The sequence below is a fragment of the Streptomyces sp. NPDC043726 genome, assembly GCF_056436565.1.
The window spans coordinates 62,230-78,324 of record NZ_JBWKCI010000013.1; the positions used below are offsets into that span (position 1 = coordinate 62,230).

Here is a 16,095-nt window from a genome sequence, read left to right on the forward strand (position 1 = left end):
CTCACGCGTCCGCCACCGCGTCCCCCGCTCACGCGTCCGCCACCGAGTCGAACCGCACCTGCCCCCGGGACACGCCGAGCGCGTCCGCGTCCACCGAGCGGCGCAGCGCCTCGTGCAGCTTCGCCGGGGTCAGGACGCCCAGGAAACGCGCGCCCTCCAGCACGGCGACCCATCCGGCGTCGTGCTGGAGCATCACGCCGAACGCCTGCTTCAGCGGGGCGCCCACCGGCACCCAGGCGTTCATCCGGTGGGCGTGGTCACCGACGAGCCCGCCCGAGGCGAGGTCGTCCAGCCCGGCCCAGCCGTGGAGTTCGCCCTCGTCGTCGAGGACCACGACCCACCGGCCGCCCTCCGCGCGCAGCCGTTCGGCCACGGCGGGCGCGAGTTCGTCCGGACGGGCGACCGGCGGCTGTTCCAGGTCGTCGGCCTCGATCTCGGTCACCGACAACCGCTTCAACCCCCGGTCCGCCCCCACGAACTCCGCGACGTACGGCGTCGCCGGCGTCCCGAGCACCGCCCCGGGCGTGTCGTACTGCTCGATGCGCCCCTGTCCGTACACCGCGATCCGGTCACCGAGGCGTACGGCCTCCTCGATGTCGTGCGTGACCATCAGCACCGTCTTGCGCACGGCGGCCTGCATCCGCAGGAACTCGTCCTGCAGTTGCTCGCGCACCACCGGGTCCACCGCCCCGAACGGCTCGTCCATCAGCAGCACCGGCGGATCCGCGGCCAGGGCCCGCGCCACCCCGACCCGTTGCCGCTGTCCGCCGGAGAGCTGGTCGGGGTAGCGCGGTCCGTACGTCTTCGGATCCAGCCCCACGAGATCGAGCAGTTCCTCCGCGCGGGCCCGGGCCTTGGCGCGCTTCCAGCCCACCAGCGTCGGCACGGTCGCGGTGTTGTCGAGGATCGTGCGGTGCGGGAAGAGCCCGACCTGCTGGATGACGTACCCGATCCGCCGCCGCAGCCGTACCGGGTCGACCGTCATGACGTCCTCGCCGTCCACGAAGATCTGTCCGGAGGTCGGCTCGATCAGCCGGTTGACCATCATCATGGTCGTGGTCTTGCCGCAGCCGGACGGCCCCACGAGGGTCACGAGCTCCCCCTCGCGGACCTCGAAACTGAGCCCGTCCACGGCCGTCGTCCCGTCCGGATACCGCTTGCTGACCTGCTCGAACCGGATCATGCCCACACGCTAACGGCGCCGCCCGCAGGGGACCCGCCAGCGCTGCCGAATGGTGGACTCCGTTTTTGAACGGTTTCAATCATACCTCGTCACTCGATCGGTTCTGTGGGAATCTGCGGGATTCTCGCACTGCTCAAGCTGTGGACATGGTGCACCACTGCTACTAGCTTCAACCGCCGAACGAGCTGAATCGATACAACTCGGAGCGAGCCGAAGGGACAACGGCATGACCGACGGAGTCGACAGCACGAGCGGCGGCAACGGCAGCACGGTGCGCCGCAGAACAGTTCTCACCACCGCCCTGGGCGCCGTGCCCGTCGCCCTGGCGGGCGGAATCGGGACGGCGGCGCCCGCTGTGGCCGGTCCCGCGCCCGCGGCACCCACCGCACGGCGTACCGGCGTCACCGGCCTGACGGTCGAGCACCGGACCGACCCGCTGGGCGTGGACGCGCCGCACCCCAGATTCGGCTGGCGCACGGAATCCCCGGTGCGCGGCCGGCGGCAGACGGCGTACCGGATCCTGGTCGCCTCCACCCCCGCGCGGCTGGCGAGCGGCCGCGCCGACGTCTGGGACAGCGGACACGTCACCTCTGCCGACTCGGTCGCCGTCCGCTACGACGGCCGGCCGCTGCGACCCTCCACCCGCTACCACTGGACGGTCCGCGTCCGGGACGAGAACGGCCGTACGATCACCGGCCCCACCGCCCACTTCGAGACCGGCCTGCTCAGCACCGACGGAGTCGCCGGCTGGGACGGTGCCCGCTGGATCGCCATGGCGGGCAAGGAGCCGAACACCCCCGGCGCACCCCTGCTGCGGCGGCAGACGGCGCTCAAGGGCCGGAACGTCAGCGAGGCCCGCCTCTACATCTCCGCCCTCGGCGTGTACGACGCTTTCGTCAACGGCCGGCGCGTGACCGTGCCGCACGGCGACGGCAGCACGCCCGAACTGCTCACCCCGGGCTGGACCAACTACGACCGCACCGTCAGCTACCTCACCTACGACGTGACGCGGCTGGTCGCCGGGGAGCGGCACGTCACCCTCGCGGCGGTGCTGGGCAACGGCTGGTACAACGGCCGGATCTCCGACAACAGCGCCTACTACGCCGAGGACGGCAACCGCCTCGCCCTCAAGGCCAAACTCCTCGTCCGCTACGCCGACGGCTCCACCCAGACCGTCGTCACCACCCCCGGCGACGACTGGCGGGCCACGGACACCGGCCCCTACCGCGCCGACGACATCTACGACGGGCAGACCTACGACGCCCGCAAGGACCTCCCGGGCTGGACGGCGAACGGCTTCGACGTCTCCGCCTGGGCGGCCGTCGAGGAGCACGACTTCGCCACCCGCTTCCCCGGCTCCCGGCTGGTCGCCTACCCCGGCGAGAGCGCCCGCCTGACCCCGGAGTGGGACCGCCGCCCCCGCTCGGTCGCCGTCCACACGGGAGTCACCGGCGAGGCGACCAGCGCGCACGGCAAGGGCCGCGTCGTCGTGGACTCCGGGCGCACCACCGTCGACGACGTCACCCTGCGCCCCGGCGAGACCGCGGTGTTCGACCTCGGCCAGAACATGGTCGGCGTACCCCGCTACACCCTGCGCGGACCCGAGGGCGCCGAAGTCACCTTCCGCTTCGGCGAGATGCTCAACGACGACAGCGAGGGCGCCGACGGCCCCGCGGGCTCCGTCTACCGCGCCAACCTGCGCAGCGCCAAGGCCACCAGCACGTACGTCCTCAAGGGCGACCCCGACGGTGAGACCCACCAGGACTCGCTGACCTTCTACGGCTTCCGCTACGCCTCCGTCACCACGACGGCCACCGTCACCCTCACCGAACTCACCGGCCGGGTGGCCACCTCCGCGCTCACGGACATCGGCGCCGTCGACACCGACGACGCGGACGTCAACCAGCTGATCAGCAACGTCCGTTGGGGCCAGCGCGGCAACTACCTCTGGATACCGACCGACTGCCCCCAGCGCGACGAACGCTGCGGCTGGACCGGCGACACCCAGCTCTTCTCCAACACCGGCCTCTACAACGCCGACGCGGTCAACTTCCTCAGCCACTTCCAGGACATGCTGATCGACTCGCAGCGCGGCTACGGCGCCGACAAGGCGCAGTTCACCTGGATCGCCCCCGGCGCCCGCTACAACGCTCCGATCCCCGCCAGCGGTTGGGCGGACTGCGGGGTGGTCGTGCCGTGGACGGTGTGGCAGATGTCGGGCGACACCACGGTCGTGGACCGCAATTGGGACGCGATGACGGCCTACATGGACTGGATCCGGGCCCGCACCGGCGACACCTACGCCGGTCAGGGCGCGATCTTCGGCGACTGGCTGGCCTTCCAGGACACCAGTACCCAGCTCATGAGCGACGTCTATTACGGCTACAGCGCCCGCCTCATGGCCGACATGGCCCGTGCCACCGGCCGCACCGCCGAGGGCCGCTCCTACGACGACCTTTTCTCCCGTATCAAGCGGGCGTTCCTCGCCAAGTACGTCGTCACCGACCCGGACACCGGCCGCCTCACCGTCCGCTCCAGCCTCGGCGACCCGCCGCCCACACCCGGTGACAGCCCCCGCAAGACGGAGGACGACAGCCAGACCGCCCTGCTGTGGGTCCTCAAACTCGGCTTCTACGACACCGAGGCCCAGCGCCGCCAGCTGGTCACCATGCTCGCCGAGAACATCGGCAACGATGCCGCCTACAAGGCCGCCCACCCCGACAGCACCCGCGTGCACTACGCCGAGAACACCCTCGCCGTCGGCTTCCTCGGCGTGAACGTCATCGCCCCGGTCCTCACCGACGAGGGCCGCGCGGACCTGGCGTACGAGCTGCTCCACCAGGACGCGATGCCCTCCTGGCTGTACTCCGTGCGCAACGGCGCCACCACCATCTGGGAGCGCTGGAACTCCTACTCCAAGGAGGACGGCTTCGGTCCGGTCGACATGAACTCGTTCAACCACTACTCCTACGGCGCGATCATGGAGTGGATGTACGAGAGCATGGCCGGCATCGCCAAGGACCCGGCCCACCCCGGCTTCCGGCACTTCTTCCTGCGGCCGCACCTCGACCCGACCGGCAAGGTCACGCGGGTGGCCGGCTCGCACCGTTCGCCGTACGGCGAGATCGTCAGCGAGTGGCGGGCGGACGGCCGCAAGTTGACCTACCGCGCCGCGGTCCCCGCGAACACGACCGCGACCCTCCGCATCCCCACCACCGATCCGTCGACCGTCCGCGAAGGCCGCACCCCGCTCGCCAGGGTCGAGGGCGTCGAGTACCTCGGCTTCGAGGACGGCACCGCGTCCTACCGACTGCCCTCCGGGCGCTACGAGTTGACGTCCGCGCTCGCCTGACCGCTCACCAGCACCACCTCCAGGGTGCGCGGACCGTGCACCCCCTCGACCCGGTCCAGCTCGATGTCGCTGGTCGCCGAAGGGCCGGAGATCCAGGTCAACGGCCGGACCGGGTCGAGGCGTTCGAGCGCTTGCGGTACGGAGGAGACGACCTGGTCGGGGACGCGTACGACGCAGATGTGGTGGTCGGGCACAAGGGTGATCCGGCGCCTGCCCTGGTCGGGGGAGCCGTCCAGGACGATGGTGCCGGTCTCGGCGATGGCGACGGCACAGGCGGTGATCACGCTGTCCACGCGGTCGAGTTCATGCGGGGTGCTGTCCGCGCGGTCGGGCACACGGGTCGCGTCCACGGCCCCGAGCCACTCGGAGGGCAGCTCCGCAGGCACGACCACGCTCTCGGAACCCCGCTCCGCCAGCAGTCGCGTCAGCAGCTCGGGAAGCTCCTCCTGCGCGCACCGGTGCACCACCGCCCGGTAGTCCGCGAGGTTCTCCGCCAGCAGATCCACGGTCTGCTCGACACTCCGCTCGCCGTGCTCCCGCAGATACGCGCGCTCGATCGGCGCTTCCTCACCGGGTACGTCGGCCAGCGCGCGCCGCACCCGGCCCAGGATCCGTTCCCTGCTGCTCACTTGGCGCCGTCCTTTCCACCGTGCGTGCGCTTCCACCAGTCCCGGAACGGCTCGGGCGGCACCGCCGGGAGTTCCCGGGTCCCGCTCCACGCCTTGCCGGGGCCGGGCAGACTGCGCGGATGCAGCCGGCGCGTCCGGGAGGCCAGCCGCTGCCCGGTGCGCAGGGCGGCCGGACGGCCGAACGCCCAGCCTGCCGCTCGCATGGCCGCACGCTCGGCCGCGTGGCCCTTCGCGGGCTTGAGCACGACCTTGTTCCCGCCCTGGACGACCGGCCCGCCCTGGACGACCCGCTCCCGCAGGTGCACCAGCACCTCGGGGATGTCGATGGCGACGGGACAGACCTCGTAACAGGCGCCGCACAGGGAGGAGGCGTACGGCAGTGAGGCGTCGATGTCGCTTCCGGTGCCGCGCAGTTGGGGGCTGAGGATCGCGCCGATCGGGCCCGGGTAGACCGAGCCGTAGGCGTGGCCGCCCGCCCGTTCGTACACCGGGCAGACGTTGAGGCAGGCCGAGCAGCGGATGCAGCGCAGGGCCTGGCGGCCGACCTCGTCGGCGAGCGTGTCGGTGCGGCCGTTGTCGAGGAGGACCAGATGGAAGTTCTGGGGCCCGTCCTCGTCCGTCGTACCGGTCCACGTGCTGGTGTACGGGTTCATGCGCTCGGCGGTGGAGGAGCGGGGCAGGGTCTGCAGGAAGACTTCCAGGTCCTGCCAGGTCGGCACCACCTTCTCGATGCCGACGACCGAGATCAGCGTCTCGGGCAGGGTCAGGCACATCCGGCCGTTGCCCTCGGACTCCACGACGACCAGGGTGCCGGTCTCGGCGACCATGAAGTTGGCGCCGGAGACACCGACCTTGGCGCGCAGGAACTTCTCCCGCAGGTGGAGCCGGGCCGCCTCGGCCAGTTCGGCGGGCGTGTCCGTCAGACCGTCCGGGGCCGGACGGCCCCACTCGCTCATCTCGCGGGCGAAGATGTCCCGGATCTCGCCCCGGTTGCGGTGGATGGCGGGGACGAGGATGTGCGAGGGCCGGTCCTTGCCCAACTGCACGATGAGCTCGGCGAGATCCGTCTCGTAGGCCCGGATTCCCTCGGCCTCCAGTGCCTCGTTCAGCCCGATCTCCTGCGTGGCCATGGACTTGACCTTGACGACCTCCGACTCCCCGGTCGCCTTGACCAGGTCGGCGACGATCCGGTTGGCCTCGTCGGCGTCGACCGCCCAGTGGACGGTGCCGCCCGCCGCGGTCACCGACTCCTCCAACTGGACCAGGTAGCGGTCGAGGTGGAGGAGCGTCCGGTCCTTGATACGGGCCCCCGCGTCCCGCAGTGCGTCCCAGTCCGACATCTCCGCGACGGCCTTGGCCCGCTTGCCGCGGATGGTGTGCGTCGCGTGGCGCAGATTGCCGCGCAGGGTCTGGTCGTGCACGGCCTCGTGCGCGGCCTTGGGGAAGGCCGGCATCCCTACGAACGTCCCGCTCATGCGGCCGGTTCCTCCTCCGTGCTCGCCAGGATCTCCGCGATGTGCACCGGCCGCATCCCGGTCCTGAGCCGGGCCATCGTCCCACCGATGTGCATCAGACAGGAGTTGTCGGCCGAGCACAGCACCTCCGCGCCCGTCGACTCGGCGTTGCGCACCTTGTCGGCGCCCATCGCAGCCGAGACATCGGAGTTCTTCACCGCGAAGGTGCCACCGAAGCCGCAGCACTCGTCCGCACCGGGCAGCTCGACCAGCTCGATCCCCTTCACCGCGTGGAGCAGCCGCTGCGGCCGGTCGGCGAGCCCCAGCCCGCGCAGGCCGTGACAGGCCGGGTGGTAGGTCACCCTGTGCGGGTAGTACGCCCCGACGTCCGTCACACCCAGCACGTCCACCAGGAACTCGGTCAGCTCGTACGTCTTCGGCACCACGGGCGCCAGGGTGGCCGCGAGGGAGTCCCCGCGGCCCTCCGCCCGCGCCCGCTCGCCCATCCGCGGATACAGCTCCCGCACCATCGCCCCGCACGACCCCGAGGGGGTGACGATCGCCTCGTACTCCCCGAAGACATCGGAGAAATGCCGGGCCAGTGGCTCCGCCCCATGCCGGTATCCGGTGTTGTAGTGCGCCTGCCCGCAGCAGGTCTGCGCCATCGGGAAGTCGACCTCGACACCCAGCCTGGTCAGCAGCTTCACCACGGCGCGCCCGGTGTCCGGATAGAGCGTGTCGTTGACACAGGTCAGGAACAGAGCGACACGCATCGCGGCTCCTTGTCGTCGATCATCGGATGAGTGCAGGGTAGTGCCGGGTCACGGGCCGGGGGAGACCCTCTCAGGCCCGGCGAGCCGGTCCTCGGCCGCCTGCCAGCGGGCGGCCTCGCCGCGCGGCTCGTAGCGGGTGAGCGGCTGGGTTCGGGTGAGCAGTCGACGCCCGTCGGCGAGGTCTCGGACCAGTCCGTGCGAGCGCGCCTGGACCAGGACGTTGCCGAGCGCGGCGGCCTCCGTCGGGCCCGCCACCACCGGCAGCCCGCAGGCGTCGGCGGTGAGCTGGCACAGCAGCGCGTTACGGGTGCCGCCGCCGACGATGTACACCACCTCGACGGGCCGGTCGGCCAGCCGCTGGGCCTGCGCGACGGCCTTGCGGTGGGCCAGGGCGAGCGAGTCGAGGATGCACCGCGTGATCTCGGCGGGCGACTTGGGCACCGGCTGCCCCGAGGCCCGGCAGGCCTCGGCGATCCGCTCCGGCATCCGGCCGGGCGCGAGGAAGGCGGCGTCCCCCGCGTCCACGACCGACCGCAGCGCCGGCGCCTTGGCCGCCTGGAGCAGCAGCCCGCCCAGATCCGGCTCGCCCCAGGCGCGCAGGCACTCCTGGAGCAGCCACAAGCCCATGATGTTGCGCAGATAGCGGACCGTGCCGTCGAGACCCAGCTCATTGGTGAAGTTGGCGGCCCGGCTCTCCTCGGTCAGCACCGGCGCGTCCAGTTCGAGCCCCACCAGCGACCAGGTGCCGGTACAGATGTACGCGAACCGCTCACGGGCCCCGGCCGGAACCGCGGCGACGGCGGAGGCGGTGTCGTGCGAACCGACGGCGGTCACCGGCACGGGCCCGGTCAGTCCCGTCTCCTCCAGCACCTCGCTCCGGAGGAGCCCCGCGGGATCCCCTGGGTGCCGCAGGGACGCGAACAACTCCAGGTCGACACCGACCCGTTGGGCGATGTCGTACGACCATGTCCGCGTCCGCGGGTCGATCAGCTGGGTGGTCGAGGCGTTGGTCAGCTCGGTGCCCTGCTCGCCGGTGAGCCAGTACGTCAGCAGGTCGGGGACCAGCAACAGCCGTCGTGCACCTGTGAGTTGCTCGGCCTTGAGCTGGTACAGCGTGTTGAAGGGGGCGTACTGCAAGCCGGTCGCGGCGTACAGCTCCTCGGCGGGCACGGTCGCCCACACCTTCTCCGCGACTCCGTCCGTACGGGAGTCCCGGTAGTGCACGGGATTGCCGAGCAGCCTCCCGTCGGCGTCCAGCAGGCCGTAGTCCACGGCCCAGCTGTCGATGCCGACGGAGTCGACCTGTCCCGCCGCCCGCAGCCCGTCCAGCACCCCCGCGTACAGCCCGAGGATGTCCCACCGCAGCCCCTCCGGCAGGCGCACCGGCCGGTTCACGAACCGGTGCGCCTCGGCCAGTTCCAGACTGTCCGGGCCGACGCGGCCGACCATGACGCGCCCGCTGGACGCGCCGAGGTCGACCGCCGCGTACGACTTCACGGAGCCGCTCACCGCAGGAAGGCGGCGGCGACGCCGGCGTCGACCGGGACGTGCAGGCCCGTCGTGTGCGTCAGCTCCCCGCCGGTCAGCGCGAAGACGGCGTTCGCGACATGCTCGGGCAGCACCTCCCGCTTGAGGATGGTCCGCTGCGCGTAGAACTCGCCCAGCTTCTCCTCCTCGACCCCGTACACCGCGGCCCGCTGGGCACCCCATCCAGCGGCGAAGATCCCGGAGCCGCGCACGACGCCGTCGGGGTTGACGCCGTTGACGCGGATGCCGTGCTCGCCCAACTCGGCTGCCAGCAGCCGCACTTGATGTGCCTGGTCGGCCTTGGTGGCGGAGTACGCGATGTTGTTGGGGCCCGCGAAGACGGCGTTCTTGGAGGCGATGTACACGATGTCACCGCCGAGTCCCTGCGCGATCATCACCCGGGCGGCCTCCCTCGACACGAGGAAGGAACCGCGGGCCATGATGTCGTGCTGGAGGTCCCAGTCCCGGGCCGAAGTCTCCAGCAGCGGCTTGGAGATGGAGATCCCGGCGTTGTTCACGACCAGGTCGACCCCGCCGAAGGCGAGCGCGCCGGCCTGGAACGCGGCGGCGATCTGCTCCTCGTCCGTCACGTCGACCGTGACGGCGACGGCCTTGTCCGGCCCGCCCAGCTCTTCGGCCACGGCGGAGGCGTTGTCGCCGTTGAGATCGGCGACGACGACACACGCCCCCTCGGCCACGAGCCGACGCGCGATCGCCTTGCCGATCCCGCTGCCGGCCCCGGTCACCAGAGCGACCCGCGTGGCCAGCGGCTTCGGCTTGGGCATCCGCTGGAGCTTGGCCTCCTCAAGAGCCCAGTACTCGATGCGGAACTTCTCGGACTCCTCGATCGGCGCGTACGTGGACACGGCCTCCGCGCCCCGCATGACATTGATGGCGTTGACGTAGAACTCGCCCGCGACCCGGGCGGTCTGCTTGTCCTTGCCGAAGGAGAACATGCCCACGCCGGGGATCAGCACGATCGCCGGGTCCGCTCCGCGCATCGCGGGGGAGTCGGGCAGGGCGTGCCGCTCGTAGTAGGCGGCGTACTCCGCGCGGTACTCGGCGTGCAGCTCCTTCAACCGCGCCACGACTTCGTCCAGCGGAGCGGTCGGCGGCAGATCGAGGACGAGCGGCCGCACCTTGGTGCGCAGGAAGTGGTCCGGGCAGGAGGTGCCGAGCGCGGCGAGCCGGGGGTGCTCGGCGCGGGCGAGGAAGTCGAGGACGACGTCGGAATCGGTGAAGTGTCCGACCTGAGCCCTGTCCTGGGAGGCGACGGCACGGACGTACGGCGCCAGAGCCGCCGCCCGCTCCCCGCGCTCACCCTCACCGAGAGCCTCGTACCCCTCGATGACGGGACCGAAGGGCTCGGCCTTGCCCTTCTCCTCCAGGAAGGCCTCGGCGGTCCGGATGATGTGCAGCGAGTTCCGCTCGCACTCCTCGGAGGTGTCCCCCCAGGCGGTGATCCCGTGCCCGCCGAGCACACACCCGATGGCCTGCGGGTTCGCGGCCTTCACGGCGGCGATGTCGAGCCCGAGCTGGAACCCCGGCCGCCGCCAGGGCACCCACACGACGCTGTCCCCGAAGCACTCGGCGGTCAGCTTCTCGCCGTCGGCGGCACAGGCGAGCGCGATACCGGAGTCCGGATGCAGGTGATCGACATGAGCGGCCTCGACCAGACCGTGCATGGCGGTGTCGATGGAGGGAGCGGCACCCCCCTTGCCGTGCAGGCAGTAGTCGAAGGCGGCGACCATCTCGTCCTCGCGCTCGACACCGGGATAGACCTCGACGAGCGCGCGCATACGGTCCAGCCGCAACACGGCGAGCCCACCCTCGGTGAGCGTCCCGAGGTCCCCACCGGACCCCTTGACCCACATCAGCTCCACATCACCCCCCGTCACGGGATCGGTGTCGATGCCCTTGGCGGAGGCATTGCCCCCGGCGTAGTTGGTGTTACGGGGATCGGAGCCCAGCCGGTGGGAACGAGCGAGGAGGGCAGCGGCTTCGGGATGGGTAGCCATGACTTTCGGGTCCTATCTGAAAGAGGGTCGGAGGGTTTCCTAGGGGCGCGGGGAACTGCGCGACCGGCCACATACGGCCCGCAGTCCGAAGATCACAGATCCCGGCAGACGCTTACGCGCCCCATCCGGCCTGCTCCCCTCCGACCCGCTCGGCCACGATCCTCGAAGCCCACCCGGACCGCGCATACGCCCCCATGGGATCCGCGTCCAACCCCATCTCCCCCCGAACCTCCGCGAGCAGCGGCCGCACGTCCGTGTTGTACGCATCCATCAGCACCGCGTTCGCCGCGAGCACATCCCCACCGGCCTGCGCCGAAGCCAGCGCCTCCCGGTCGACGAGGAGCGCCTTCGCCGTCGCTTCCTGCACGTTCATCACGGACCGGATGATCGCCGGGATCTTGGCCTCGATGTTGTGGCACTGGTCGAGCATGAAGGCGACGTCGGCGGAGAACCCCCCGCCCCGGACCACCTCGAACATGATCCGGAACAACTGGAACGGATCGGCCGCCCCCACCATGAGGTCGTCATCCGCGTAGAACCGGGAGTTGAAGTCGAACCCGCCGAGCTTCCGCTCACGCAGCAGCGTGGCGACGATGAACTCGATATTGGTCCCCGGCGCGTGATGCCCGGTGTCGACGACGACCTGCGCCTTCGGCCCCAGCTTCAGACAGTGGGCGTACGCCGTACCCCAGTCCGGCACATCCGTCGTGTAGAACGCCGGCTCGAAGAACTTGTACTCCAGCAGCATCCGCTGCCCGTCCCCAAGCCGCTCGTACACCTCGGCGAGCCCTTCGGCCAGCCGGTCCTGCCGCCCGCGGATGTCGTCCTGGCCGGGATAGTTCGTTCCGTCGGCGAACCACAGCTTCAGATCCCGGGACCCGGTCGCGTCCATGATGTCGACGCACTCGAGCAGATGATCAACGGCCTTCCGTCGCACGGCGGCGTCCGGATGACAGATGCTCCCCAGCTTGTAGTCGTCGTCCTGGAACGTGTTCGAGTTGATCGCGCCCAACCGCACGCCCCGAGCCTCGGCGAACTTCGCCAGCTCTGCGTAACCATCGGAGCCCTCGACCTTGTCCCACGGGATGTGCAGCGCCACCGTCGGCGCCACTCCCGTGAACGCGTGGACCTGCGCCGCGTCCTCCAGCTTCTCCTGCGGCGTCCGCGGCACCCCCGCTTGGGCGAACACCTTGAACCGGGTCCCCGAGTTCCCGTACGCCCACGACGGCGTCTCGACGGCCTGGGTCTTGAGCGCGGCCTTCACCGCGGCGAGGTCGGTCACTTCGGGCTCCTGTGACATCGGGTCGGAAAGTCTTCAGAAAACGCGGCACGGTGAAACGTCAGAAGTGCAGCGCGGTGAAACGATTCAAGACGGGAAGCTATGAGCCTCCCGAAGGGGTGTCAAGCCCCAGGCCCGAGCCGGTTGCTCGTGACTCCGCCGTGACCTTCATTCATCGAAAGTTTTTCGATACGAACCCATTGACGTGACATGCACGGCGTGCCTAACGTCCCGGCAACCAAGTTGAAACCTTTCACGACGTCGCGAGAGCCGTCCCGCCGACGTCGTCGAGGAGCCCCCATGACCCACCCGTCCACCACGGGTCCGGCCCCGGTCCTGGCGCTGAGGGACGTTTCGAAGTCCTTCGGCGCGGTCCGCGCCCTGCGGGACGTCTCCCTGGAGCTGCTGCCCGGGGAGGTGCACGCCCTCGCCGGAGAGAACGGCGCGGGCAAGTCGACCCTCATCAAGACGCTCGCCGGAGTGCACCGGCCCGACGCCGGCCAGGTACTGCTCGACGGCACGCCCGTCGCCTTCCACGGCCCCGGCGACGCCCGGGACGCGGGCATCGCCGTGATCTACCAGGAGCCGACGCTCTTCCCCGACCTGTCGATCGCCGAGAACATCTTCATGGGCCGCCAGCCGCGCCGCGCCCTCGGCCGCATCGACCACAAGGCCACCCACGCGGCCACCCTGGCCCTGATGCAGCGCCTCGGCGTCGAACTCGACCCCGAGCGCCCCGCGCGCGGCCTGTCCATCGCCGACCAGCAGATCGTGGAGATCGCCAAGGCCCTCTCCTTCGACGCCCGGGTCCTGATCATGGACGAGCCGACCGCCGCCCTCACCGGCAGCGAGGTCGCCCGCCTCTTCGGCGTCGTCCGCACCCTGCGCGAACAGGGCGCGGCCGTGCTGTTCATCTCGCACCGCCTCGAGGAGATCTTCGAGATCTGCCAGCGCGTGACGACCCTGCGCGACGGCGCCTGGATCGCCAGCGAGCCGGTGGCGGGCATGACCGAGGACGATCTCGTACGGCGGATGGTCGGCCGCGACCTGGACGAGCTGTACCCCAAGCAGGACGTCGAGCCCGGCGAGGTCGCGCTCAGCGTGCGCCGGCTGACCCGCGAGGGCGTCTTCACCGACGTCTCCTTCGAGGTCCGGCGCGGCGAGATCGTGGGCCTGGCCGGACTGGTCGGCGCGGGCCGCACCGAGGTCGCCCGGGCCGTCTTCGGCATCGACCGCTGGGACGCCGGCGAGGTCAGCGTCGGGGGTAAGAACCTCGTCAACGGCGCCCCCTCCACCGCCATGGCCTCCGGCCTCGCCCTCGTCCCCGAGGACCGGCGCGCCCAGGGCCTGGTGATGGACATGTCCATCGAGCGCAACATCGGCCTCACCGGACTGCGTACGACCGTGAAGGCCGGCCTGATGGACCGAGGCGCCGAACGCAGCCGCTCGCTGGACTGGGCCGTCAAGCTCCAGGTGAGGTACGCCCGGATCGCCGACGCCGTCTCCACCCTGTCCGGCGGCAACCAGCAGAAGGTCGTCCTCGCCAAGTGGCTGGCCACCGGCCCCAAGGTGCTCATCGTCGACGAACCGACCCGGGGCATCGACGTCGGCACCAAGGCCGAGGTCCACCGGCTGCTCTCCGAACTGGCCGCCGACGGGGTCGCCGTCCTGATGATCTCCTCCGACCTGCCCGAGATCCTCGGCATGGCCGACCGCGTGCTGGTGATGCACGAGGGCCGCCTCACCGCCGAGATCCCCCGCTCCGAAGCCTCCGAGGAAACCGTGATGGCCGCAGCCACGGGGAGGGCCGCCGCATGACGGTGACCACTCCTGAGCAAGCCCCCGTCGCCGAGGTGCCCAAGGCGGGCGCGACCCGGCTGGTCGACCGTGTCTTCAAGATGCGCGAACTGGCCATCCTGGTCGTCTTCCTGGTGATGATCGCCGTCACCCAGGCCGGCAACAGCGAGTTCCTGACCGAGCAGGGCATCAAGGACCTGCTGCTCAACGCGACGATCCTGGTGCTGGTCGCCGTCGGCCAGTCGCTGGTCGTCATCACCCGCAACGTCGACCTCTCCGTCGGCTCCACGCTCGGCATCAGCGCCTTCGCCGCCGGTACGTATCTCCAGGGCGGCGGGAACCCGGTCGTCGCCGTGCTGCTCGCGGTGCTCATGGGCATCGGCTTCGGTCTGCTCAACGGCCTGCTGGTCAGCCTCGGCCAGGTGCCCGCTCTCGTCGTCACCCTCGGCACCCTGTACATCATCCGCGGCATCGACTCGATCTGGGTCGGCTCCCGGCAGATCACGGCGGCCGACCTCCCGGACAGCTTCGTCGACTTCGGCTCCGGCGGCCTCTCCGCCGTGCCGTATCTCGCGCTCATCGCGCTCGCCGTCCTGATCGCCACCGCCTACTACCTCAAGCACTTCGGCAGCGGGCGCGAGCTGTACGCCCTCGGCTCCAACCCGGAGGCCGCGCGCCTCGCCGGAATCCCGGTGCGCAAGCGGATCCTGGCCGCGTACACCTTCTGCGGCGCGCTGGCCGGCCTCGCGGGCGCGATGTACCTCGCCCGGTTCGGCAACGTCGACTCCGGCACCGGCAACGGCTACGAACTCACCGTCGTCAGCGCCGTCGTGGTCGGCGGCGTCGTCTTCACCGGCGGCTCCGGCAGCGTGTACGGCGCCGCCCTCGGCGCGCTGCTGCTGACCTCCATCAACAGCGTGCTGCCCGCGCTCGGTGTCAGCTCCGTCTGGGTGCTCGCCATCAACGGCATCCTGCTCATCCTCGCCATCGCGGTCGACCGGGTCGTCGCGCTGCGCGTGGCCTCGGCCCTGAAGAAGAGGAACGCCCGCCATGCCTGACTCCCTCACGCGCGCGATCCGCTGGGACACGGTGGTCGGCGCACTCCTGATCGTCGTGCTCCTGCTGTCCTTCGGGTTCGTCGACGGGTTCAGCAATTCGCTCAATCTGTCCTTCTTGATCGGGAACACGCTTCCGATCGCTCTGATCGCGCTGCCGATGACCCTGTTGGTCGTCTCCGGTGAGATCGATCTCTCGGTCGCTTCGACGGCGGGGCTGTCGGGGGCGGTCATGGGCGCCCTGTGGAACCAGGGCATGACGATCGAGACGATCATTCCGATCTGCCTGCTGATCGGTGGGGTGTGCGGATTGATCAACGGCCTGCTGGTGACCAGGCTGGGGCTGCCGTCGCTCGCGGTGACCATCGGAACGCTCGCCGCCTACCGGGGTATCGCGCAGATCGTGCTCGGCTCCGACGCGGTCACCGACTTCCCCACGCCGTACCTGGACTTCGCTTCCGGCCGGATCGGCGACACGTTCATCCCGTACGCTCTGCTGCCCTTCCTGGTGTTGCTCGCGATCGCTGTGATCGTCCTGCACGCCATGCCCTTCGGGCGGTCGCTGTTCGCGATCGGGGCGAGCGAGGAGGCGGCCCGGTTCGCCGGGGTCCGGGTCAAGCGGCAGAAGCTCATCCTGTTCACGGTGACCGGGTTCATGGCCTCGCTCACCGGGATCTTCTGGGCGCTGCATTACGCGTCCGCTCGGTATGACAATGCCACCGGGCTCGAGCTGTCCGTGGTTGCTGCCGTGTTGCTCGGCGGGATCGACTTCGACGGGGGCAAGGGCACGTTGGGTGGGGCGATCGCCGGGGTGTTCCTGCTCGGTGCGCTGCAGAACGTGATGAGCCTTCAGGACGTTTCCGCTCAGACGCAGATCCTGGTCACCGGTGTGCTGCTTGTTCTTTCCGTGCTCGGGCCCCGGGTGGCTCGGCAGATCGCCGTCGTGCGTGCGCAATCGTCCGGCTGACACGTCGTTCGTGGCTGGTCGCGCAGTTCCCCGCGCCCCTGACGGGGCGCTCTCGCTCACC

Annotated in this window: 11 protein-coding genes; 4 read left to right on the forward strand and 7 right to left on the reverse strand. The window is 70.4% G+C overall.

Going from position 1 to position 16,095, the window contains the following annotated elements; all coding sequences use genetic code 11:
- Nucleotides 1-28: 28 nt before the first annotated feature.
- The gene (locus AC068Z_RS32695) at nucleotides 29-1,183 is read right to left on the reverse strand and encodes an ABC transporter ATP-binding protein (protein WP_478563851.1); all 1,155 of its coding nucleotides are present in this window, start codon (nucleotides 1,181-1,183) and stop codon (nucleotides 29-31) included.
- 226 nt (nucleotides 1,184-1,409) lie between these two features.
- Here AC068Z_RS32695 and AC068Z_RS32700 point away from each other — a divergent pair, with 226 nt between their 5' ends.
- Nucleotides 1,410-4,535 carry a family 78 glycoside hydrolase catalytic domain gene (locus AC068Z_RS32700; RefSeq protein WP_478563854.1) on the forward strand — a complete coding sequence of 1,042 codons (3,126 nt, stop codon included), beginning with the start codon at nucleotides 1,410-1,412 and terminating at the stop codon, nucleotides 4,533-4,535.
- On the opposite strand, the gene AC068Z_RS32705 is transcribed toward AC068Z_RS32700, so the two are convergent.
- The 6 genes from AC068Z_RS32705 to rhaI all read right to left on the reverse strand — a co-directional run bounded on the left by AC068Z_RS32705 (nucleotide 4,508) and on the right by rhaI (nucleotide 12,218).
- Entirely contained in the window at nucleotides 4,508-5,164 is a 657-nt protein-coding gene (locus tag AC068Z_RS32705) for a LutC/YkgG family protein (RefSeq protein WP_478563856.1), read from the reverse strand. The genes AC068Z_RS32700 and AC068Z_RS32705 overlap by 28 nt on opposite strands.
- Nucleotides 5,161-6,639 carry a lactate utilization protein B gene (locus tag AC068Z_RS32710; protein ID WP_478563858.1) on the reverse strand — a complete coding sequence of 493 codons (1,479 nt, stop codon included), beginning with the start codon at nucleotides 6,637-6,639 and terminating at the stop codon, nucleotides 5,161-5,163. Before AC068Z_RS32710 ends, AC068Z_RS32705 begins: the two co-directional genes overlap by 4 nt.
- Nucleotides 6,636-7,391 (reverse strand): (Fe-S)-binding protein, encoded by a 756-nt coding sequence (locus AC068Z_RS32715; protein ID WP_478563860.1) that lies wholly within the window; start codon nucleotides 7,389-7,391, stop codon nucleotides 6,636-6,638. The genes AC068Z_RS32710 and AC068Z_RS32715 overlap by 4 nt, the downstream gene beginning before the upstream one ends.
- A 48-nt stretch (nucleotides 7,392-7,439) precedes the next feature.
- Nucleotides 7,440-8,888 carry a rhamnulokinase gene (locus AC068Z_RS32720; RefSeq protein WP_478564354.1) on the reverse strand — a complete coding sequence of 483 codons (1,449 nt, stop codon included), beginning with the start codon at nucleotides 8,886-8,888 and terminating at the stop codon, nucleotides 7,440-7,442.
- Nucleotides 8,889-8,896: 8 nt separating this feature from the next.
- Nucleotides 8,897-10,936 carry a bifunctional aldolase/short-chain dehydrogenase gene (locus AC068Z_RS32725; RefSeq protein ID WP_478563862.1) on the reverse strand — a complete coding sequence of 680 codons (2,040 nt, stop codon included), beginning with the start codon at nucleotides 10,934-10,936 and terminating at the stop codon, nucleotides 8,897-8,899.
- 112 nt (nucleotides 10,937-11,048) lie between these two features.
- Nucleotides 11,049-12,218, reverse strand: coding sequence for an L-rhamnose isomerase (gene rhaI / locus AC068Z_RS32730; protein ID WP_478563864.1), 1,170 nt, complete (start codon nucleotides 12,216-12,218; stop codon nucleotides 11,049-11,051).
- A gap of 297 nt (nucleotides 12,219-12,515) precedes the next feature.
- Here rhaI and AC068Z_RS32735 point away from each other — a divergent pair, with 297 nt between their 5' ends.
- Genes AC068Z_RS32735 through AC068Z_RS32745 form a run of 3 tightly spaced genes read left to right on the forward strand, consistent with a single transcriptional unit; the run spans nucleotide 12,516 to nucleotide 16,034 of the window.
- Nucleotides 12,516-14,033: a sugar ABC transporter ATP-binding protein gene (locus AC068Z_RS32735; RefSeq protein ID WP_478563866.1), complete on the forward strand. Its 1,518-nt coding sequence runs from the start codon at nucleotides 12,516-12,518 to the stop codon at nucleotides 14,031-14,033.
- Entirely contained in the window at nucleotides 14,030-15,070 is a 1,041-nt protein-coding gene (locus tag AC068Z_RS32740; protein WP_478563868.1) for an ABC transporter permease, read from the forward strand. Before AC068Z_RS32735 ends, AC068Z_RS32740 begins: the two co-directional genes overlap by 4 nt.
- Nucleotides 15,063-16,034 carry an ABC transporter permease gene (locus AC068Z_RS32745; RefSeq protein ID WP_478563870.1) on the forward strand — a complete coding sequence of 324 codons (972 nt, stop codon included), beginning with the start codon at nucleotides 15,063-15,065 and terminating at the stop codon, nucleotides 16,032-16,034. Before AC068Z_RS32740 ends, AC068Z_RS32745 begins: the two co-directional genes overlap by 8 nt.
- Nucleotides 16,035-16,095 lie beyond the last annotated feature (61 nt).

What these genes read in the sequence shown, in the direction of transcription:
- AC068Z_RS32695 (WP_478563851.1), bottom strand. Translation starts at nt 1,183, where the DNA reads ATGATCCGGTTCGAGCAGGTCAGCAAGCGGTATCCGGACGGGACGACG.
- AC068Z_RS32700 (WP_478563854.1), top strand. Translation starts at nt 1,410, where the DNA reads ATGACCGACGGAGTCGACAGCACGAGCGGCGGCAACGGCAGCACGGTG.
- AC068Z_RS32710 (WP_478563858.1), bottom strand. Translation starts at nt 6,639, where the DNA reads ATGAGCGGGACGTTCGTAGGGATGCCGGCCTTCCCCAAGGCCGCGCAC.
- AC068Z_RS32715 (WP_478563860.1), bottom strand. Translation starts at nt 7,391, where the DNA reads ATGCGTGTCGCTCTGTTCCTGACCTGTGTCAACGACACGCTCTATCCG.
- AC068Z_RS32725 (WP_478563862.1), bottom strand. Translation starts at nt 10,936, where the DNA reads ATGGCTACCCATCCCGAAGCCGCTGCCCTCCTCGCTCGTTCCCACCGG.
- AC068Z_RS32735 (WP_478563866.1), top strand. Translation starts at nt 12,516, where the DNA reads ATGACCCACCCGTCCACCACGGGTCCGGCCCCGGTCCTGGCGCTGAGG.
- AC068Z_RS32740 (WP_478563868.1), top strand. Translation starts at nt 14,030, where the DNA reads ATGACGGTGACCACTCCTGAGCAAGCCCCCGTCGCCGAGGTGCCCAAG.
- AC068Z_RS32745 (WP_478563870.1), top strand. Translation starts at nt 15,063, where the DNA reads ATGCCTGACTCCCTCACGCGCGCGATCCGCTGGGACACGGTGGTCGGC.